The sequence below is a fragment of the Vibrio chagasii genome, from assembly GCF_024347355.1.
GTDB lineage: Bacteria > Pseudomonadota > Gammaproteobacteria > Enterobacterales > Vibrionaceae > Vibrio > Vibrio chagasii.
On the sequence record NZ_AP025465.1, the window covers coordinates 2,679,314 to 2,699,225 of the forward strand.

17 protein-coding genes and 1 pseudogene are annotated in these 19,912 nt (G+C 44.7%); 8 read left to right on the forward strand and 10 right to left on the reverse strand.

Annotated features, from left to right (window positions below; genetic code table 11):
* The first annotated feature begins 149 nt into the window (after nucleotides 1-149).
* The 3 genes from metN to OCV52_RS12260 all read left to right on the forward strand — a co-directional run bounded on the left by metN (nucleotide 150) and on the right by OCV52_RS12260 (nucleotide 2,747).
* Complete coding sequence (metN, locus tag OCV52_RS12250) at nucleotides 150-1,184, forward strand: methionine ABC transporter ATP-binding protein MetN (RefSeq protein WP_137408249.1); 1,035 nt, start codon at nucleotides 150-152, stop codon at nucleotides 1,182-1,184.
* Nucleotides 1,174-1,857 carry a methionine ABC transporter permease gene (locus OCV52_RS12255; RefSeq protein WP_008222912.1) on the forward strand — a complete coding sequence of 228 codons (684 nt, stop codon included), beginning with the start codon at nucleotides 1,174-1,176 and terminating at the stop codon, nucleotides 1,855-1,857. The genes metN and OCV52_RS12255 overlap by 11 nt, the downstream gene beginning before the upstream one ends.
* 80 nt (nucleotides 1,858-1,937) lie before the next feature.
* Nucleotides 1,938-2,747: a MetQ/NlpA family lipoprotein gene (locus tag OCV52_RS12260; RefSeq protein ID WP_137408250.1), complete on the forward strand. Its 810-nt coding sequence runs from the start codon at nucleotides 1,938-1,940 to the stop codon at nucleotides 2,745-2,747.
* A gap of 111 nt (nucleotides 2,748-2,858) precedes the next feature.
* On the opposite strand, the gene OCV52_RS12265 is transcribed toward OCV52_RS12260, so the two are convergent.
* Together OCV52_RS12265 and syd are read right to left on the reverse strand one after the other, a co-directional pair.
* On the reverse strand, nucleotides 2,859-3,635 hold the full coding sequence (locus OCV52_RS12265) for a Zn-ribbon-containing protein (RefSeq protein WP_004738535.1): 777 nt from the start codon (nucleotides 3,633-3,635) through the stop codon (nucleotides 2,859-2,861).
* A 4-nt stretch (nucleotides 3,636-3,639) separates the two neighbouring features.
* Nucleotides 3,640-4,185 (reverse strand): SecY-interacting protein, encoded by a 546-nt coding sequence (gene syd, locus OCV52_RS12270; protein ID WP_137408251.1) that lies wholly within the window; start codon nucleotides 4,183-4,185, stop codon nucleotides 3,640-3,642.
* A gap of 143 nt (nucleotides 4,186-4,328) precedes the next feature.
* Between syd and queF the strand changes: the two genes are divergently transcribed.
* The 5 genes from queF to xni all read left to right on the forward strand — a co-directional run bounded on the left by queF (nucleotide 4,329) and on the right by xni (nucleotide 11,689).
* Nucleotides 4,329-5,174: an NADPH-dependent 7-cyano-7-deazaguanine reductase QueF gene (gene queF, locus OCV52_RS12275; RefSeq protein ID WP_137408252.1), complete on the forward strand. Its 846-nt coding sequence runs from the start codon at nucleotides 4,329-4,331 to the stop codon at nucleotides 5,172-5,174.
* 53 nt (nucleotides 5,175-5,227) lie between these two features.
* Complete coding sequence (locus OCV52_RS12280) at nucleotides 5,228-7,486, forward strand: tetratricopeptide repeat protein (RefSeq protein WP_137408253.1); 2,259 nt, start codon at nucleotides 5,228-5,230, stop codon at nucleotides 7,484-7,486.
* Nucleotides 7,487-7,604: 118 nt separating this feature from the next.
* Nucleotides 7,605-9,170: a sensor domain-containing diguanylate cyclase gene (locus OCV52_RS12285; protein WP_137408254.1), complete on the forward strand. Its 1,566-nt coding sequence runs from the start codon at nucleotides 7,605-7,607 to the stop codon at nucleotides 9,168-9,170.
* A 287-nt stretch (nucleotides 9,171-9,457) separates the two neighbouring features.
* Nucleotides 9,458-10,822, forward strand: coding sequence for a nucleotide 5'-monophosphate nucleosidase PpnN (ppnN, locus tag OCV52_RS12290; RefSeq protein WP_102423038.1), 1,365 nt, complete (start codon nucleotides 9,458-9,460; stop codon nucleotides 10,820-10,822).
* Nucleotides 10,823-10,915: 93 nt separating this feature from the next.
* Nucleotides 10,916-11,689 (forward strand): flap endonuclease Xni, encoded by a 774-nt coding sequence (gene xni / locus OCV52_RS12295; RefSeq protein ID WP_137408255.1) that lies wholly within the window; start codon nucleotides 10,916-10,918, stop codon nucleotides 11,687-11,689.
* Nucleotides 11,690-11,756: 67 nt separating this feature from the next.
* Here xni and OCV52_RS12300 read toward each other — a convergent pair.
* The 8 genes and pseudogenes from OCV52_RS12300 to OCV52_RS12335 form a co-directional block, all read right to left on the reverse strand.
* A pseudogene (locus tag OCV52_RS12300) lies at nucleotides 11,757-12,993 on the reverse strand (IS3 family transposase).
* Nucleotides 12,994-13,112: 119 nt separating this feature from the next.
* The gene (locus OCV52_RS12305) at nucleotides 13,113-13,250 is read right to left on the reverse strand and encodes a hypothetical protein (protein WP_315973339.1); all 138 of its coding nucleotides are present in this window, start codon (nucleotides 13,248-13,250) and stop codon (nucleotides 13,113-13,115) included.
* Nucleotides 13,251-13,528: 278 nt separating this feature from the next.
* Entirely contained in the window at nucleotides 13,529-14,620 is a 1,092-nt protein-coding gene (gene rlmM, locus OCV52_RS12310; RefSeq protein ID WP_137408256.1) for a 23S rRNA (cytidine(2498)-2'-O)-methyltransferase RlmM, read from the reverse strand.
* Entirely contained in the window at nucleotides 14,617-15,015 is a 399-nt protein-coding gene (locus tag OCV52_RS12315) for a DUF423 domain-containing protein (protein WP_137408257.1), read from the reverse strand. Before OCV52_RS12315 ends, rlmM begins: the two co-directional genes overlap by 4 nt.
* Entirely contained in the window at nucleotides 15,005-15,628 is a 624-nt protein-coding gene (locus OCV52_RS12320) for an alpha/beta fold hydrolase (RefSeq protein ID WP_137408258.1), read from the reverse strand. Before OCV52_RS12320 ends, OCV52_RS12315 begins: the two co-directional genes overlap by 11 nt.
* Nucleotides 15,621-16,529 (reverse strand): transcriptional regulator GcvA, encoded by a 909-nt coding sequence (locus OCV52_RS12325; protein ID WP_004738518.1) that lies wholly within the window; start codon nucleotides 16,527-16,529, stop codon nucleotides 15,621-15,623. The genes OCV52_RS12320 and OCV52_RS12325 overlap by 8 nt, the downstream gene beginning before the upstream one ends.
* 652 nt (nucleotides 16,530-17,181) lie before the next feature.
* Complete coding sequence (thiI, locus tag OCV52_RS12330; protein ID WP_004738516.1) at nucleotides 17,182-18,630, reverse strand: tRNA uracil 4-sulfurtransferase ThiI; 1,449 nt, start codon at nucleotides 18,628-18,630, stop codon at nucleotides 17,182-17,184.
* 322 nt (nucleotides 18,631-18,952) lie between these two features.
* Complete coding sequence (locus OCV52_RS12335) at nucleotides 18,953-19,900, reverse strand: flagellar motor protein MotB (protein ID WP_102426134.1); 948 nt, start codon at nucleotides 19,898-19,900, stop codon at nucleotides 18,953-18,955.
* Nucleotides 19,901-19,912: the final 12 nt, after the last annotated feature.

Consider the following 19,912-nt stretch of genomic DNA (forward strand, 5'->3'; position numbering starts at 1 on the left):
GATTTGTTTCCCTCTCAGCAATACAATCGACGTTTAGCCGTCTAGACGTAAAAATATCTATTGACTTAGATCACGGAACACCATAGCATCATCTGTAAATCGAGCGAGCTATCGACATATTATTCTGTTCTACCTGCACGGGTTTCTCTATGATTAAAGTGAATCAAGTCAATAAGGTTTTTTATCAAGGCACTAAAGAAATCAATGCCTTAATTGATATCAACCTCCACATTCCTCAAGGTCAAATCTTTGGAGTCATCGGCTCTTCAGGTGCAGGCAAAAGTACCCTAATCCGCTGTGTAAATATGTTGGAAGCCCCAACTTCAGGTGAAGTGATTGTTGACGGTATCGACCTAACAAAACTGAGCAAATCAGAACTTAGCGAAGCACGCCGTAACATCGGCATGATTTTCCAGCACTTCAACCTGCTGTCTTCTCGTACTGTATTTAACAATGTAGCACTACCTCTAGAACTAGCTGGTAAAGATAAAGCGGTTATCGAAGCGAAAGTCAGCGAGCTCCTTGAACTGGTAGGCCTTGCAGACAAGCGTGATACTTACCCTGCAAACCTAAGTGGCGGTCAAAAGCAGCGTGTCGCGATTGCTCGTGCATTGGCATCAGACCCGAAAGTACTACTGTGTGATGAAGCGACCAGTGCTCTGGATCCCGCAACCACTCAATCGATTCTTGAACTGCTGCGTGAAATCAACCGCAAGCTAAACATTACTATCCTGCTTATTACGCATGAAATGGATGTGGTTAAGAGCATCTGTCACGAAGTGGCGATCATCGGTGGTGGTGAATTGGTAGAGAAAGGCACGGTTGGCGATATCTTTGCGCATCCTAAGACTGAGTTAGCGCATCAATTTATTCGTTCAACCTTAGATCTAACAATCCCTGAAGATTACCAAGCGCGCTTACAAGAAACTCGAGTAGATGGCAGTTACCCTCTGGTACGCCTGGAGTTCACAGGTGCAACCGTTGATGCTCCGCTAATGACGCAAATCGCTCGTAAATTTAATATCGATGTCAGCATTCTAAGTTCTGACCTTGATTACGCTGGCGGCGTGAAGTTCGGCATGATGGTGGCTGAACTGTTCGGCAACGAAGTAGATGATAATGCTGCTATCCAATTCCTACGCGATAACAATGTAAAAGTAGAGGTGCTTGGTTATGTCCTTTAGTTTCAACGAGATTGCTGACTGGATCAGCCTTAACGGTAACCTTCTATTAGAAGCAACTGGCGAAACACTTTACATGGTTGCTGTGGCAGGCATTGTTGGCTTTGCTGTCGGTATTCCCCTAGGCGTGATTCTACACACCACCAAAAAAGGCGGTTTGCTAGAAAACACTAAGCTTAACCAAATTCTTGGTGCGGTAGTCAACGTAGGCCGTTCAGTACCTTTCTTGGTATTGATGGTTGCGATTATCCCACTGACTAAGATGCTGATTGGTACCTTTATCGGTACAACAGCGGCAATTGTTCCACTGACTATTGGCGCAATCCCATTTGTTGCTCGTCTTATCGAAAGTGCACTGCTTGAAGTACCAACAGGTCTAGTAGAAGCAGCGCAATCAATGGGCGCGACACCAACACAAATCATTAGCAAAGTTCTGCTTCCTGAAGCACTACCGACTATTATCAACTCAGTAACCATCACACTCGTTACCCTAGTGAGCTACTCAGCAATGGCAGGTACAGTTGGCGGTGGCGGCCTAGGCGATGTGGCTATTCGTTACGGATTCCACCGTTACGATGTGACCATCATGGCAGTGACCGTAGTGATGTTGATTGTGCTTGTACAAATTATTCAATCGATCGGTGATTCATTAGTTCGCCGTGTTGACCACAGATAAGACTCAGCGTTTACACGCAAACAATCTAAGAACAGAGTCGTCTGAACCAAATTAAATAGATTTATTAAAAGGAGATTATTATGAAATTTAGCCTTAAAGGTTTACTAACTATCGCAGCGGCAGCTTCAGCGCTAGTTCTAGCAGGTTGTGGTGATAAAGAAGTCGACACTTCTAAAGTAAAAGTGGGTGTAATGGCAGGTGCTGAAGCTCAGGTTGCAGAAGTTGCAGCTAAAGTAGCGAAAGAGAAGTACGGCCTAGATGTTGAACTAGTAACGTTCACTGATTACGTAACACCAAACGCAGCACTAGATGACGGTTCTATCGACATCAACGCATTCCAACACGCACCGTACCTAGATCAGCAAGTGGCTGACCGTGGTTACAAACTGACAATCGCTGGTAACACGTTTGTTTACCCAATTGCGGGTTACTCGAAAGAAGTGAAATCGGTAGATGAAATCCAAGATGGCGCGCGCATCGCTGTACCAAACGATCCGACAAACCTAGGTCGTTCTCTACTGCTTCTTGAGCAACAAGGTCTACTTGAGCTTCGTGAAGGCGCTGGTCTTCTAGCAACAATACGTGACATCGTTAAGAACCCTAAGAACCTAACGATTGTTGAGCTAGACGCAGCACAACTACCACGTTCTCTTGATGACGTAGCTCTGTCTGTCATCAACACAACTTACGCGAGCTCTATCAACCTGACTCCACAAAAAGATGGCGTATTCGTTGAAGACAAAGAGTCTCCATACGTGAACCTAATCGTGTCTCGTGAAGAGAACCTAAACGCTGAGAACGTACAAAACTTCGTTAAAGCTTACCAAACTGAAGAAGTGTACAACGCAGCTTCTGACATCTTCCAAGGTGGCGTAGTTAAAGGCTGGTAATCTGCCTCGCTTCACTACCCTATAGATACCAAAAGGGGCTGACATTGTGTCAGCCCCTTTTTCGATCACTCGAAGCTCACTCATGAGCCTATCGTGCTAAGAACACCGTCGTTACTTTAGCTGATCCCAAGAGATGTTTGATACCAAACGGCAATCATCACACTTGAAATAGAAAATATCGTGGATCGGCGCATCTAGCAGCCATTCGCCACCACATTGCGGACATTTACGCTCTTTTTCGTCTTTCAAACTAATGCCACCTACACGGTACAAGTAGTAGTAAGTAGGAATCTTAGTCAGATACTCGATACGCCCTCTTAAGCCCCAACCGCGTTTAAACAGTACGCTTTTGGTATCGCTGATTTCCGTCAAGGTCGCGTGTTCAGCTCGACAACCACCACCCATTTGTACTTCATCACAGGCTTGCCATTCCGTCTGCCATTTCAGCACGGCTTTATGGTCGCCATTAAAGGTAGGTGGATTACGGTATAGTGGGATCGGCAACAAGCTATCACCACTGCGTAGCGGTGAACAGGTATGCACAAAGGTGGTGTACAGTACTTGCCAACTAGGCGCTTCATCTTCAGCCACTTCTTCTGAGTTCAAATCTCGACCCAGCAAGCGCATTTTAGGAGTAAGCAGGCTCGCATTAGACAGACGATCTAAGCACACTTTCACAAAATCTGAGTGATTACGGGGGTGTAAGCTATCTTGCTCCGGGCAGACAACACGAACGTAAAACTCGCCGTCACCCATCACGATAGGAAACTCACGGCCTAGCACTTGTCCGTTATAACGCAGTGCATCCATTAAGCCATTCACCGCCTTGTCGACAGCGCTTACCGTTGTGTTATCAAAACACTCAAATTGAAGTTCTAGTACGTACATCTATCTATACCGCTGGTTGTAACTTTTCTAAAAACTCAGCCAATGTCTCAGCGAGTACATCACGATTTTTGGTGCCTAAGCGCTCTAAAATCACGTTGCCAGTTAAGTTACAGATAGAGATAACATCCAGCTCTGCATCAGTCGCTGCGATGAAAACCGTCGGTTTCAGCTTTAGACGACGCTGCGTTACCAAGTGACCTAGAATGTTTTCTTGCAGGCATTCGAAGTCTTCATCACTCCAAATTTGCAAAAGTGTCAGCTCATTACCGTCAAACGTCGCATTCATATCTGCGCTGTATTGAGCGCCATAGAAGATTTTGATGTCTTCATGCAGCGTTAGCTCGATGCCTGTTTCTACGTTAGTAAAATCAGCGAATTGCTCACGTGGGTAGTGTTTCCATAACACAGCGTCACCGCTCTTTTCTTCTACGCATGGCGATACGATGTCCACCAACTCCTCATTGCGAGGTAAGCTTTGGTGTTGCTGTTGCCACGCGTCAACGTATCGCTGACTAAAAGAAACCAGTGCGTCTTGAGCACGTTGAGTCATGAAAATCTCCTAAACACATAATAATAAATAGAATCTGAGCCTTTCCTTGCCAAATAAGCTTGTCTAATAAGCGATGACGTAATGACAGGGTAAAGGGGATTCAGTAAAATCGACCCCATTCTAATCGAATTTGAAACGAAAGTATGAGCAAATATTCTGACGCAAAAGAACTAGCGGGTTTAACGCTGGGCCAAAAAACTGAGTACTCTAACCAATACGATGCAAGTTTATTGCAACCAGTACCGCGTAGCCTGAATCGTGACGATCTAGCGCTAAACGGCGAGTTGCCTTTTATTGGTCATGATATTTGGACTATGTACGAGCTTTCATGGCTGAATACAAATGGCCTGCCACAAGTGGCGGTAGGTGAAGTTTTCATCCCAGCAACGAGCCCAAATTTAATTGAATCAAAATCTTTCAAGCTGTATCTGAACAGCTACAACCAGACTCAATTCGAAAACTGGGAACAAGTAACTGAGCGCTTAACTCAAGATCTGTCGGCATGTGCGGGCGAAGCTGTGATCGTGAATGTTAACTCGGTAACCGACTACACCAACCAGCCTATCGTGACGATGGAAGGTGAATGTATCGATAATCAAGATATCCAAATCACTAGCTACGACTTTGAAGCGTCACTGCTTGAAGGTGCTGCTGGCGAGCAAGAGGTGGAAGAAACACTTCACAGTCATCTATTAAAATCGAACTGCTTGATCACCAATCAACCAGACTGGGGTAGCGTTGAGATCGCATATTCAGGCAAGCAAATTGACCGTGAAGCCCTGCTGCGCTATTTAGTTTCATTCCGTGAGCACAACGAATTCCACGAACAATGTGTTGAGCGTATCTTCACTGATATCATGAAATACTGCGTGCCTTCGAAGCTAACTGTGTTTGCACGTTACACGCGTCGTGGTGGTCTGGATATCAACCCATACCGTTCAACAGAGCAAGATAGACCAAGCCACAATAAGCGCATGGCTCGCCAATAATCGGCAAACCACACACTTATTTGGCACCTACCTAATCTTTAAAGGACACTGAAATGCGTTGGTTATACGTTGTTAGCCTATTTATTTTAAGCTTGAGCACCTCGGTGAATGCGTCGGTCTATTCTTCGGCGCTACTCAACGAAGCCAATAACTTGGTTGAGATAGAACCAAGCCAAGCAAAAAAAATGGCCAACAGCTACCTGACGCTGCGTGTCCTTTCTGATCAGCGCGAGAAAAGCCCTTCAGCGATTTCTCGCGAAGAGACAGACTCTTCGATTCGTACCCCAAACAGCAGTATTGATGCTTACAAGATCTTAGCGAAAGCGGAGTACAACCTTGGCAATATTCGTATTGCGATCAAGCACATCGAAAAAGCCTCTGAACTCGCTAAAACCTACAAGCTCGACTACCTAAAGGTGGATCTTGAGATACTAAAAGTTCGCTTAGTTTGGCTCAATGACAGAAAGTCAGACAAAGCCAAAGCCGAACTAGAAACCATCGAAGCGAACCTAGAATCAGTCAGTAAAACCTTGCGTTTAACGGAAGGTATCACCTACCGCTTAATCATGTTGAAAGCAGACATTGCGTCATACGACAACAAGATCGATGAAGCGGAGAAGTACTACCAAGAAGCCAAGAATTACCTAGACCAACGTTATTCAGAAAAAGTATCCATCGACTACCACATCGCAGTCGGTGAGTTTTACCTGAACCATAAAGAGTACAATCACTCTCTGTCTGAATTGCTATATGGTTACTGGAAGTCAGTAGAAGGTAACCTGAGTGCACGCTTAGCAAAAGTTAACCGTCTGCTTGCACAGCTGTTCTTTGAGCGCCAAGTGTTAGACAAAGCACTAGAGCACCTATCTCAAGCCGCTGATTTCTATGACAACTTTGAAAATTCGCCAGTATTAGCTCAAGTGCTAAAGAAAATGGGTGATGTGTACTTCTACCAAGGCAAATACAACCTTGCCCTAGTGCATTTCTTCAATGTGTTAGACCACGAAAGTACTGACCGAGATATCTACCAAGTCATCGATATTCGCTTAAGTTTATCAGCGACTTACCTGCGCCTTTATAATTACCCTCTTGCAGAACAGTACCTCACCCGTGCCCTTGAGCTGCTCGAGTACACTGACATTCCAAAACTGGAAGGTCGCGCTGCGCTGCTGTCAGCTGGGCTGGCTTACCACCTGCAAGAGAGCGAAGATGTTATCAAGCATGCAACACGTGCACTCGAGATCTCACGCCAAGTCGAGAACTCTCGCTTGTCACAACGCTCATACTACTTGCTCTCTTTGGGATACGAACAAGCAGGTCGCCCTCAACAGGCACTCGCTAATCTCAAACAATACAACAGCCTAGTCTCTTTAGAGCAGCAAAAACTCAACCGTGTTGGCGAAGATGCATTCCGCCAACAGAAAGAGTTTGCCGAGCAGACCTTACACTACGCAGGACAAGCTCAAGAGCTAGAGAAATACAAACTTGAACATCGCAAGTTCCAGAAGATCGCGTTCGCACTATTCCTATTCAGCATTGTGTTGTTCTTCTTTGTGTTACGCCGAGGCTACATTATTCAAACCTTGGCCAAAGAGGTGGATTCACTGCGCACCGACCTCTTTACGCACTCGCGTTCGAAACTGCCGAACCTAAGAATGCTCAACGCCAAACTGTCGAACTCTTTAGAGCAAACCAGCCAAACCTTTGAACAATGGCAGATGGGTGAATTGATTCATGAGCCATTGAATGACCGTCTGCGCTTCGTGATGATTGATTTGCCTTTCCTACGCAATATGTACACACAGAACGGCTATAAAGCAGGTCTAGAGCTTGAAGATTCGTTCGGTGAGTTCCTCAAGTCGAAACTGGAAGGTCCATCTCGCGTCTACCACTTCTCGGATGCCAACCTGCTCTATATCGAACCTAATTCAGATCGAGATTCATCGCCTGAAGCCATGTTCAGAAAGGTTCAATCTTGGGTGAATGAATTCGAGACTGAACGCAATATCAATCGCACGGTTCGCATGGGCATCGCTGACTACCCATTCTTGCCACGCGCGTACACTGCGATTAACGATCAAGAGTTATTAGATGTGCTACTGATGTCGACAAACCTGGCGCGTGAGATAAGTCTCAAAGAGCGCAGCAGCCAATGGGTATACCTCAAAGCTATCGACAATGCACCGGCTGCGAGCCTTGCAACCGGTAACATAAGAGAAGCGTGTAAACATGCGATTAATCAAGGGTTAATAAAGATACAATCCTCGTATCAGAATGAGGACAACATCAAAAAAATGCTAAAAGATGACTGATTTGCGAGCGGTTAAGACTTGCAACTCGTGACCTTATTTTTAGTTTTGTTATTATCGGTGTAACGGAATTTCATCAAAATGATCGAGATCGATCTACGCGGCGCTAATTAATACATCTATGGGCATTCTTGAAAAAGACATTCAGGCGCAACTCCACCAGCTGAAATTTCAGTTGGAGCAAGTTCGTTTGACGCAAAGAGACACCTCGTTCAAATTTATTCGCGAACAGAAAGTTTTAAAGCGAATCGTCACATCTTTAAGTGACGCGTGCGTTGGCAGTAATAGCCATTTAGATGAAAACCTCATTGCCCTTAGGGAAGAGCTAGAAAAACAGAAAGATATTAGCTCGATGATCCCAAAGCTGGCAGTACTAGAAAGGATGCTGAAGCAGAAAACCTTGGCTATGGATAAACAGAACGGATATCTGGACGATAGCATTAAGCACAGTGGGGAGACGCTGCAACGCATAACCGGCCTTCCAGCACAGCTCAAGCGCGACCTACGAAACTTACTTAGCTTCTCCGAATGCAATGGTAGTCAGAAAGTCGACCATGCAATAAAACTGCTCGGTATTTATGAGCGTGCCATAAAGATCATGGCGAATAACTCACGCTCTCAGTTCGCCGACACTGCACACAGCCCAGAACAAGAACTCCTTTCTGACCTATCAAACGAATTACAACATCTGATTACCGAACTCGATTTTGAGGGCGAATCAGGTGATGTGCTGACCGATATTCGCGCAAAGCTATTGCTTGGTGTTTCTACACAGAACCTGCTTGAGCTGACACTTCAGATCCTCAAGCTAGTGATTGAAGGCACCACACTAGAGCGTAAAAAATCTGAGCAGTTTATCGACCAACTCAACGCGTCACTCGCATCGAGCATAAAAACCGCAGACCAGAATACCGATCAAAGCCAAAGCTATTTTGAGCATCGCCAAGGTCTAAACTCTGAGCTCACTGAGCTGGTGAGCAAAAGCCAAAGCTCAGTTGAGAGAGCGAAGGATATTGATAGCTTAAAACAGTCGATCAATCCTCTACTCAGTGAAATCGCCTCTCTATCTGAAAGGTTGAATCACGCCGAGCAAAAAGAGCAAGCACTGATCGAACGAATGAGCTACGGAAAAACTCAGCTCGATTCCCTATATGAAGTTACTCAAGATTACCGTAAGCGTTTAGAAGATCAGGCTCAGCGTATGCTGCTTGACCCTCTAACAAAGGTGTACAACCGTACTGCGTTTACCGATCGTTTAGAGCTTGAGTACCGCCGTTGGATTCGCGCACAACACTCGCTACGTGTAGTACTGCTTGATATCGACAATTTCAAATCGATTAACGACAGCTTTGGTTACACTGCGGGCGATAAAGCCCTAAAGATCATCGCAAGAACCATCACCAAAGAAGCCAGCACTACCGATACCGTAGCGCGTTTTTCTGGTGAAGAATTTATCTTATTGCTTCCAGAACAAACCGATGAATATTGCCATCAGGTGATTCAAAACATTCAAACTCAGGTAAGCCGTTTACCATTTAAGTTCCGTGACCAACAAATCACGATAACTTTATGTGCTGCAAGTACTCAGTTCAAAGAGTCAGATACACCAGAAGAAGTATTAGAGCGACTCAATAAAACTTTAAATAAGGCAAAACAGCGCGGAACCAACCAACTTGTTTGGCACTAAGTGGCCTTAAATTTAATTTATTTCATTTTTTCAAATACTTATCACATACCAATTTCCTCAATGTTTGCTAAGCTAATGATTAACATTCGCTTAACAAGCATTCTTGGCAAGCAATGCCATATATTCGCTCTTGAGCAGTTTATATAATCCATTAAGCAACGCTGTCGTATCCGTTTCGTCTGGTTAACTCTCTCACCTTTAACCAAACACTTTCAACGTTTGCTTCTCACTCTCGAGTCAGAGGGTTACTTAACTGTCTCCCCTGCTCTTATCAACAAGGAGGCACTATGATCACTCATATTAGCCCTGCCGGTAGCATGGATTTACTCTCTCAACTTGAGGTTGAGCGTCTTAAGAAAACCGCATCTAGTGATCTGTACCAACTGTATCGTAACTGTACGTTAGCGGTACTTAACTCGGGTAGCCATACCGACAACTCCAAGGAATTGCTCGATAAATACAAATCGTTCGATGTAGAAGTCGTACGCCGTGAGCGTGGTATTAAGCTCGAACTGAGCAATCCGCCAGAGCATGCCTTTGTTGATGGTGAAATCATCAAGGGTATTCAAGAACACCTATTTTCAGTGCTGCGTGACATTGTGTACGTCAACATGCACCTAGCCGACAACCAAAGGCTTAACCTAACCAACGCCACTCATATTACTAACCTAGTGTTTGGTATTTTAAGAAATGCTGGAGCATTAACTCCGGGTATCGAACCTAACCTTATCGTGTGTTGGGGCGGTCACTCAATCAATGCCAGCGAATACCAATACACTCGTGAAGTCGGTAATGAACTAGGCTTGCGAGAACTCAACATCTGTACCGGTTGTGGACCGGGCGCGATGGAAGGCCCAATGAAGGGGGCGGCAATTGGTCACGCGAAGCAGCGTTACACCGATCACCGTTACCTAGGTCTTACTGAACCATCTATCATTGCGGCTGAGCCACCAAACCCTATCGTGAATGAGCTAGTGATTATGCCAGATATTGAGAAGCGTCTTGAGGCGTTTGTTCGTATGGCGCACGGCATCATCATCTTCCCTGGCGGCCCAGGTACTGCCGAAGAGCTGTTGTACATCTTAGGTATTATGATGCACCCGAACAATGCCGATCAGCCAATGCCGATTGTATTAACGGGCTCAAAGGAGAGTGAAGCCTACTTCCGCTCAATTGATAAATTCATTGGCGAGACATTAGGTCCAGAAGCACAGAAACATTATGAGATCGTGATTGATGACCCGGCTCGCGCCGCGAAAATCATGAAGCAAGCTATGCCGGATGTCCGTTCTCACCGTAAAGAGACCGGCGATGCCTACAGCTATAACTGGTCACTGCATATTGAACCTGAGTTCCAACTGCCGTTCGATCCGACTCACGAATCGATGGCGGCACTCGACCTACACATGGATCAGAAAACAGAGAGCCTTGCGGCGAATCTGCGCAAAGCGTTCTCGGGCATTGTTGCGGGTAATGTCAAAGCTGAAGGTATTCTAGAGATAGAAAAACATGGCCCATTCATTATCGATGGTGATAAAGAGCTAATGACCAAAATGGACCAACTGCTTAACGACTTTGTTGAGCAACATCGAATGAAGCTACCGGGCGGGACCGACTACGTGCCTTGCTATAAAATCGCCTCTCGTGATTAAGGCGTTTACGTTACCAACGTTTCAACTCACTAACTGATACGTTACTATAAGGGGCTAGCAGCCCCTTTTTTATTGCCTATTTAGTGGAAACTTATGTCTATCCATCTTGTTATTATCGATGCCTTGAATCTCATCCGACGCGTGCACTCGGCTCAGCCGGATCCAACCGATATAGCAAGAACCATCACCACGACAACTCGAACTCTAAATAAGATTACTTCAGAGTCTAAGCCGACTCATATCATCGCGGTGTTTGATCATCACCTGCAAGACCGAGGCTGGCGCGCGGAAGTACTGCCTGCTTACAAGCAGAACCGTAAACCCATGCCAGAGCCGCTCATGCAAGGCCTTGATGCGATCCAACAAGCTTGGTGGGAATTAGGAATAGACTCGTTACTGTCCGATGGTGATGAAGCGGATGACTTGGTTGCAACACTGGCAAAGAAAGTTGCAGACCATGGCGAGACCGTAACCATCATCTCTACAGACAAAGGCTACTGCCAACTGTTGTCGCCTACCCTGCAGATCCGCGATTATTTCCAACATCGCTGGTTAGATAAGCCCTTTATCGAGGCGGAATTCGGCGTAAAACCAGAGCAGCTTGCAGATTACTGGGGGTTAACCGGTGTAAGCTCTAGCCAAGTGCCAGGCATCCCTGGCGTGGGGCCAAAAGCAGCAAAAGAGATATTAACTTCGTACCCCGATATTGAAACTGCATACCAAGCGGAAGACTTACCGAAGAAATATCGTAAGAAGTTTGATGAACACATTGAGTCCGCTCGAGTGTGTAAGCAAGTCTCTGCTCTCAAAACAGACATAGATTTAGGCTTTAACCTCCAAGATATTCGTTACGAAGCGAGCTCTTAGCTCTATACAAAACCCTTTGTTATACCAAGTTCCATGTCTCGTCCTAAAATACGTTGACAGTTTTTTACTAAGCCAACAGCGCCGACTGTTGGCTTTTTTCATGCACCTCATTTGGAGTTTTCATCATGAGACTGAGATGTGGCCTCATATTGTTATAGATATTGATAGACTCTTTTACTAGTCGTTTAAGCTCCTCAAGATTCTTACATCTATCAAGTAAGAACTCTTGTTTCAGGATCCCATTTATTCTTTCTGCTAAGGCATTTTGGTAGCAGTCATAACCATCTGTCATCGAAGGCATTATGCCGCTAGTTTTCAATTTATCTTGATATACACCTGAGCAATACTGCAGTCCACGATCTGAATGATGAATACAAGAATGATGATATCGACGCCCTTTGATAGCCATATCTAGCGCTTTCACGACATCCGTCGCTTTCATTTCATTACTCAGCTCATAGCCCATTATTTTTCGGCTAAACGCATCCGTAACCAATGATAGGTAGTGAACTCCTTCATCAGATTGGACATAGGTTATGTCGCTCACCAAGACACTCTCTGGACTACATGGCTTGTAGTCCTTTAATAAGTTCGGGTGTTTCTTCATCCAATGCCGACTATTGGTCGTTTTTGTAAAACTACGCTTAGGTCTTACCAACAATCGCTCAGCGCGTAAGTAGTTGAAAAGCGCATCTCGGCCTAACTTGATACCTTGCTCTTGTAGTCTGGGCTTTATTAAAAAATAGAGCTTCCTAGTACCAACCCGAGGCATATAACGCCTAATATCTAACACCATTTTTTTAATCGGTTTAAGCTCTAACCGACGATGATGAGCTCGCTTTTCTCGTTGATAAACACTCTGCCTTGTTATGCCGCAAAGCCTACATACCCGAACTAAACTTATTCCTTCCTGTTTTTGAAGGCTTCTTGCTCCTTGGCTAGATACTTTTTTCTCAGACTGGTTCCGTGCTCAGCATCAAGAATATCAACCACTCTATTTAAGAAGAGGTTCTTGATTTTTTCGTCTTCCAACTCTTTCTCAGACGTTTTATTTTCTGTGCAGGCGACTCTTTAGGCTTCGGTGATTGGCTCATGACATTCATCCTTGGATTTTGCGCCCAATTCATCTTACCGTGCTTTCGAAGCCAGGTTAAAACGGTTGAACGGCCTTGGATACCATAAATAGTTTGGGCTTGTTTATAGGTCATATCGCCTCTTTCTACAGCGGCGACGACCTGTAATTTAAAGCCTAGTGTGTAATCACGCTGAGTGCGCTTAACGTAGGTATTATTTGAAGTAGTCATAATTCGTCCTCAATGTGTAAACACATTTCAGGACGAGACACCAGATACAGAAAAGCCTTAGTCGATACTAAGGCTTTTTGTTATTTTCGGCTGCCGCCTAACTGAACTTAATCAGATGATTAGAAGTTATAAGCGATAGAGGCTTTGAAGTTACGACCGGCTTCGTAGCTGGTGTACTTGTCTGAGCCCCAAGAGATACCAAAGCCAGTATGCTCTGCGTATTTCTTATCAAAAATGTTATCAACACCGGTGTTCATCTTTTTAATAAAATAAATTTTGCTAGGATGATCTCGCTGTAAAACTTACTTCGTTTTGCTGCTGAATCTTTGAATAAATCCAGCTTCGTATCACCCCTAAAGATAGGTAGCCGTCAGTCTCGATCACTTACGGCTTTTTTAACATTCAAATACGAAACAACCGGGGTTTCGACACTATTCCCTTCGTTTACATGCCTAAATCCAAGCATTTCACGAATTTTAAATACAAAAAATGCCCCTAAAGGAGCATTTTAATCAGTGACATATCAACGCTAATATTAATGCGGTGAGATATTTGAAAGCGACTGAATATGAACGGTGATCTCTTCACGGTCATGATATAGGTGCTTCGCCTGCATCTTGAACTTCACTTTGTTCTCAATCAGGAACAGTTTTAGATTCTCAATATCTTGCAGAACTTCATCGTAACGGCCCTTCATTGGCAGTTTAAGGTTGAATAGTGCTTCTTTCGCCCAACCTTTGATGATCCACTCACCCATAAGGTGTGCAACGCGCGCAGGTTTCTCAACCATGTCACAGATGATCCAAGTGACGTTCTTACGGTCTGGTTCGAACTTAAAGCCATCCACCATGTGGTGTTTGATTTGGCCAGTTTCCATCAGGCTGTCTGCCATCATGCCGTTATCAACACAGTGAACGAACATAGAACGTTTCACTAGTTGGTAAGTCCAACCGCCTGGACAGGCACCTAAATCTACCCCCCACATACCCGGAGCAAGACGCTCATCCCACTCATCACGAGGGATGAACACGTGGAACGCTTCTTCTAGCTTCAATGTAGAACGGCTTGGCGCATCTGAAGGGAACTTCAAACGAGGGATGCCCATAAAGAATTGTGAGTTGTTGGTTGGGTAAGAATAACCAACAAAACAGTGACCCGGAGCGATGAAGCACAAGTGAAGCACAGGCTTTTTAGCGTTGTCTTTCGCTGTCATCAGACCTTTGCCACGCATAGCTTGGCGCATTGGAACAGTAAACTTACGACAGAACTTCAGTAGCTCTTTTGCTTCGTTAGTATCTGGCGTTTCAATACGGATATCACCACAACGTGGGAAACTTTCTTTCTCAGAAAGCGCCTCAAGAATTGGAGAGATGCGGTCATCGGTTGGTAGATCTTTGATTTCAACCGCTACAGCTAGCATTTGACGAGCAAAGATCAGAGATTGGAAATCGATCTCTTTGATCAACTTGTCCGCTTCACCAGCTTGGTAACATTCAAACAATACGAAACCAGTATTGTTCTTTAAGCGAGGAAAACCAAACACTTCCAGTTGTGTTGCCTTGTCTTGAATTTCGCCAGCACATTCTTTTTCAAAACCAGAGCGACAATAAAGTAGTACGTGTTTCACTGAGTTACCTCTTTTATATTCAAAGCAGCGAAGGAGAAGACTCCCCAACCAATGATAAATAGTAGACCACCAAACGGAGTTATTGGGCCAAACCATTTTATTCCTGTCAGTGCTAGCGCATACAGGCTACCACTAAAACAAAGGATGCCGATGATAAAGCAAATTGCCGCAATGAAAAAATATTTTTGTGATTTAGCGCCAAGTTTCATCTGTAGCAGAGCACCACACGCTAATATCGCTAACGTGTGAATAAACTGATACTGAACACCCGTTTCGAATACACCTAACACGTACTCAGGCAAAATAGCTTTTAAACCGTGTGCAGCAAACGCGCCAAGCATCACCGCAATAGCACCAGATAGACCAGCGAAGGTAAGTAGGTACTTACTTTTCATTAAGCACCTCTTTAATGAATGCTGAGAGCTTTTCAACCGTTAACGCGATGTTCTGTTGCTCTGTGTAACCAGAACTCTTGCGTGGTTTGAAGCTGTGATCACCATCAGGAATAAACTCAACTCGAATAGAATCCGACAGGTCGAAATCAGCAAACTCTTCACGCTTACCAAAGGTATCGCGTTCGCCTTGAAGAATCAGACACGGCTTTTGCAAAGAAGCGAGGTGTTCACCTTTATAATTCTCTGGCTTACCCGGAGGATGAAAAGGGAAACCTAAACAAGCCATCGCTGCCACTTTATCCAACTCAGATAAGTGACTCGCCATGCGGCCTCCCATCGACTTACCACCAATCACAAGCTTGTCAGCATCAGTTTGCTCAATGATCTCTTGATAGGCTTCAAGCAGCTTAGGCGCTCTATCAGGTGGACGACGCTTACCATCTTCGGCACGCTTGATCATATAAGGGAAATTGAAACGAACCACTCGTATCCCTTTAAAGGCTAAACCTTTGGCCACCGACTGCATGAACTCATGATCCATACCAGCGCCCGCACCGTGCGCAAAGATAAAGGTGATCGGATTATCTTCACCATCAATAATGATGTTACTCATCAAGTAAGTCCTCTTGTTCACTTTGTGCTTTAGCCAGCATCCAATCACGGAAAGTAGCGATACGGCCCATGTCGGCTTGTTTCTCATGACACACAACATAGAAAGCATTCTTACTTACTAATACTTCATCAAACGGCGCAATCAAGCGGCCCGCTTCTATTTCAGGTTGTGCGAGAACGTTGTTACCCAATGCAATGCCTTGCCCGTGAGCTGCGGCTTGAAGCACCATGGTTGAGTGGCTGAAGATCGGTCCATGGTTTACATTAACGCCATCAATGCCGTTTTGTTTCGCAAACTGTTTCCAATCTTTACGAGAGGTGTCATGCAATAGCGTATGGCATGCCAAATCTTTTAGAGATTCTAATGGTTTTGTTCCCAATAACACAGATGGGGAGCAGAGAGGAACCAAGTACTCTTGATACAATTTATCGGCTCTCAAGCCCGGCCAGTTCCCTCGACCATAGTAGATTGCGACGTCCACATCATCCGTCAACGAACCCTCATCCATATCAACGGCCTTAATTCGAACATCGATATCAGGTTCTTGTTGATTAAAGTCAGCAAGCCTTGGTACTAACCATTGAATCGCAAAGCTTGGTGGCAAGCTGATGGTTAATGCGCCCTTCTCACTTCTCTCAAGCACCTTATCAGTGGCCTCAGCCAATGATGTAAATATATCTTTGATATCTAAGAAGTAGCTTTGCCCTTCTTCAGTGAGCAACAAAGAACGGTTTCTTCGGCGAAAAAGCTTCAAAGACAGAAACTCTTCTAAAGCTTTTATCTGGTGACTAACCGCAGCTTGAGTAACAAACAACTCTTCAGCGGCACGCGTAAAACTCAAGTGTCGAGCCGCAGCTTCAAACACTCTTAGCGAGTTTAATGGGGGTAATCGACGAGACATAGTTACTCTCTAAATAAGCATTAGTTTTTTTTATCTGAAACATTATAATTTGTCCGTTGCCTAGCGGCTAGAGAAATTCTATATTTCATTCCGCAGCAGCTAGCCTGAACGGCTTGATTCTCTCTAGAATCAATTGGCTTAGCTCCTGCGATGTTGTGTTTGCAAACTCGTACTTTTCGAGTTGGGTAGAGTTCTACCAAATGTTTTGTTGCAGCTACGCGCTGAAACGAGGCATCTACTTCCTGTATTTATTTTGACCTGTCTGTCAAATTGTTTACACCGCCTATTAGGCGGTGTTTTTTTATGCCCAAAGAAAAGTAACAATAAGTTTACCAATAGCTGTGCTAATTAATCCTTACTATTTCTTCACTCTACTCACAAAATCTAACCTTCGCTTACTTAAACAATTATACGCATACAAAAATAAGCATTTAATTGCATTTTTCAGTAACAATGCGAATGCTAACCCTACAACCTAAAAATAGATGTATAACATCAGCTTGTTTTTAAACAAAATACCATACGAGCTACGCGGTGAAATAACTGTACCGATTACAGAATAACAATCAACCGATAAATAAAAAGCCGCTTACTTTTCAGTAAGCGGCTTTCTGTATCTGTTACAACCTAAGTCGTGCTCTAAGCTAGCAGACTATGGGCGGTACACTTTAACGTTCTTGAAGCCCTGCTCTTGCAAGTATAGCGCTTGCAGACGGCTCATAACACCACGGTCACAGTACAATAGGTACTCTTTACCTTGGTCTAGGTCACCAAATTGCGTCGCTAGCTTGTAGAAAGGTAGGTGTTTTACATCAACGCCATCGATTTCTAATGGGCTTTCGTCTTCTTCATCTGGGCTACGGATATCAAGAACGATAGCGTGCTCAGCCACAGCTTGAACCTGTTCCACTTCTGGAGCTTGCTCTTGGCTCTCTTTCTCAATATCACGGATATCCATAACACGAGCGTTCTCGATCACTTGCTCTAGCACTTCAAAGTTAAACTTAGCTTCTTCTGCTGCAAGTTTACCTTTCTTCGCTTTCACTGTTGGCTTCTTAGAGATAACACCACAGTATTCAGGCATTACTTTCGCGAAATCTTCGGTGCCGATCTCGCGCGCAAGGTCGATGATGTCTTCTTTATCCCAGTTGATAAGTGGACGAAGGATCAGCGTGTCCGTTACGTTATCAATGTGACGCAGGTTAGTTAGCGTTTGGCTTGATACCTGACCTAGTGCCTCACCAGTGACCAATGCTTCGATCTTGAACTTGTCAGCAACCATGCCACCAGCACGCATGAACATTCGCTTAAGCACAACGCCCATTTGGCCGTCTTCTACATTCTCAAGGATTTCAGCAACAACCGGTTCGAAATCAACAGAGATGAACTTCACTTTTGCCGAAGAACCGTACTTGTTCCACAGGTAGTGAGCTACTTGCTTAACGCCAATCTCGTGCGCAGGACCGCCAAGGTTGAAGAAACAGTAGTGAACTTTAGAGCCACGTTTGATGTGTAGATAGCTTGATACGCCAGAGTCAAAACCACCAGAGATCAAGCTCAGTAGGTCTTCTTGAGTACCTAGAGGGAAACCACCAAGGCCTTTGTGACGCGCCAGAACTTGGTTCAGTTTGTCATTAGCCACTTCAACTTTAACCGTTACTTCTGGATCTTTCAGCTTAACGCGTGCCGACTCAACCGCTTGATTCAGACCGCCACCTACGTAGCGCTCAAGCTCGATAGACGTGAACTCATGCTTACCGCGACGCTTAGCACGAACAGAGAAAGTTTTACCTTCAATGTCAGCACGGCTGCGCTCTAAAACTTGCTCATAGATATCGTGCAAGTCTTTAAAATCTGACTGTTGTACTTCTAAAGAGTGGTGAATACCAGGAGTGTGAGTAAGAGCCTCTAACACTTCTGTGTAGTACTTATCACTCTCAGACGTCACTTCTATATGGTCACGACGGTTAAATACCGCAACACCTTCACAGCGACGCTGAATAACGTTACGAATGTTGCACTCTAGAATCCTTGTGAAGCGCTTACGCACCGATTCACTTTTTACAAAAATTTCCGGATGGGGCTTAACAATAAATTTCATAGTACGTTCACAACATTAATGTTCAAAATTTGAAAAGGCTCTTCGCCAAGTAAATTGGAGAATTTACGCAGCACTTAAAGCAAGAGTAGATCATATCTAAATCTAAGGGCGCGAATTATACATGAGAAAGTGAAACAAGGAAAAGAGTGCTTGCTTTGGCACCAGTAATAAATACACACCCTATTAAAAATAGCATGCTTACTCACTGTCGGTATTGTTATAAATAGATAAACCACTCACCACATAAATAAAAAGCCCAACCTCATCATAAGGTTGGGCTTTCTGGTTAATTTAATAAGTCAGCTTAACTCGTAGCTCGGTACTATTCAGAAATCACTGGAACTTCATCGCTGTAAAGTGGCTCACCTTGCATGATACTGATCTCGACGCGACGGTTCAGGCTACGCTGCCATTCAGTATCGTTCGGCTCTACGGGCTCAGTATCCGCCATACCACGTACTCTCAAACGTTGATGAGAGAATCCGCGTACCTTTTCCATCTCTTGAGCAACAGATACCGCTCGCTGAGATGACAGATCCCAATTCGAACGATACAGCTCAGAATCAAGACGTTGGTTATCAGTGTGACCTGAGATTCGAACAATGCCCGGAACATCTTTCACTAATTCAGCCACCTGTCTCACCAAAGGTCGGAACTTAGGCTGTAGGAAAGCAGAACCCGATGGGAATGCACCCTTCTCACGAATTCGAATCACAATCTGTTGGCCAAGGTTTTCTACCTCGATCGCGCCTTGGTCGATTTCTCGTTCCAACGCCTTCTTGATGCTTTCCATCAAGGTTTCCATCTCTTGCGATTGAGCTTCGGCTTGTTGTTGCTGCTGGTCTGACTCAGAGTTTTGGTTGTCGTGAGTCGATACCTCTGGCGACTTGCCTCCGGTCATCTTACCTTGGTCACGCATGGTACCACCAGCGCGCTCAGATTCACCTTCATGAAATTCCAACGTCTGCTGAGTGATATCTATCGTTTGCTGCATGATCACATCAATCGGCGTAGGCTCTGGACGACCAGGACGAAACTCTTGCGCAATGATGCTAGTCCCTTTTGGGATGTCTTTTACTTCTAAACGGTTCTGTACACCAAATGCGAACTTCATCGAGCCAGCGATCTGTTTGAACTTCAGTACATCCATCTCAGAGAATGAGAGTAGAAGTACGAAGAAACACATCAACAGTGACATCAAGTCAGCAAATGTTCCCATCCATTGAGGTAACCCCGGAGGAGGACATTTACATGGATTCTCTTCATCCATCTTCAACTCCTC

What these genes read in the sequence shown, in the direction of transcription:
- metN (WP_137408249.1), top strand. Translation starts at nt 150, where the DNA reads ATGATTAAAGTGAATCAAGTCAATAAGGTTTTTTATCAAGGCACTAAA.
- OCV52_RS12255 (WP_008222912.1), top strand. Translation starts at nt 1,174, where the DNA reads ATGTCCTTTAGTTTCAACGAGATTGCTGACTGGATCAGCCTTAACGGT.
- OCV52_RS12260 (WP_137408250.1), top strand. Translation starts at nt 1,938, where the DNA reads ATGAAATTTAGCCTTAAAGGTTTACTAACTATCGCAGCGGCAGCTTCA.
- OCV52_RS12265 (WP_004738535.1), bottom strand. Translation starts at nt 3,635, where the DNA reads ATGTACGTACTAGAACTTCAATTTGAGTGTTTTGATAACACAACGGTA.
- syd (WP_137408251.1), bottom strand. Translation starts at nt 4,185, where the DNA reads ATGACTCAACGTGCTCAAGACGCACTGGTTTCTTTTAGTCAGCGATAC.
- queF (WP_137408252.1), top strand. Translation starts at nt 4,329, where the DNA reads ATGAGCAAATATTCTGACGCAAAAGAACTAGCGGGTTTAACGCTGGGC.
- OCV52_RS12280 (WP_137408253.1), top strand. Translation starts at nt 5,228, where the DNA reads ATGCGTTGGTTATACGTTGTTAGCCTATTTATTTTAAGCTTGAGCACC.
- OCV52_RS12285 (WP_137408254.1), top strand. Translation starts at nt 7,605, where the DNA reads ATGGGCATTCTTGAAAAAGACATTCAGGCGCAACTCCACCAGCTGAAA.
- ppnN (WP_102423038.1), top strand. Translation starts at nt 9,458, where the DNA reads ATGATCACTCATATTAGCCCTGCCGGTAGCATGGATTTACTCTCTCAA.
- xni (WP_137408255.1), top strand. Translation starts at nt 10,916, where the DNA reads ATGTCTATCCATCTTGTTATTATCGATGCCTTGAATCTCATCCGACGC.
- OCV52_RS12305 (WP_315973339.1), bottom strand. Translation starts at nt 13,250, where the DNA reads ATGAACACCGGTGTTGATAACATTTTTGATAAGAAATACGCAGAGCAT.
- OCV52_RS12315 (WP_137408257.1), bottom strand. Translation starts at nt 15,015, where the DNA reads ATGAAAAGTAAGTACCTACTTACCTTCGCTGGTCTATCTGGTGCTATT.
- OCV52_RS12320 (WP_137408258.1), bottom strand. Translation starts at nt 15,628, where the DNA reads ATGAGTAACATCATTATTGATGGTGAAGATAATCCGATCACCTTTATC.
- OCV52_RS12325 (WP_004738518.1), bottom strand. Translation starts at nt 16,529, where the DNA reads ATGTCTCGTCGATTACCCCCATTAAACTCGCTAAGAGTGTTTGAAGCT.
- thiI (WP_004738516.1), bottom strand. Translation starts at nt 18,630, where the DNA reads ATGAAATTTATTGTTAAGCCCCATCCGGAAATTTTTGTAAAAAGTGAA.
- OCV52_RS12335 (WP_102426134.1), bottom strand. Translation starts at nt 19,900, where the DNA reads ATGGATGAAGAGAATCCATGTAAATGTCCTCCTCCGGGGTTACCTCAA.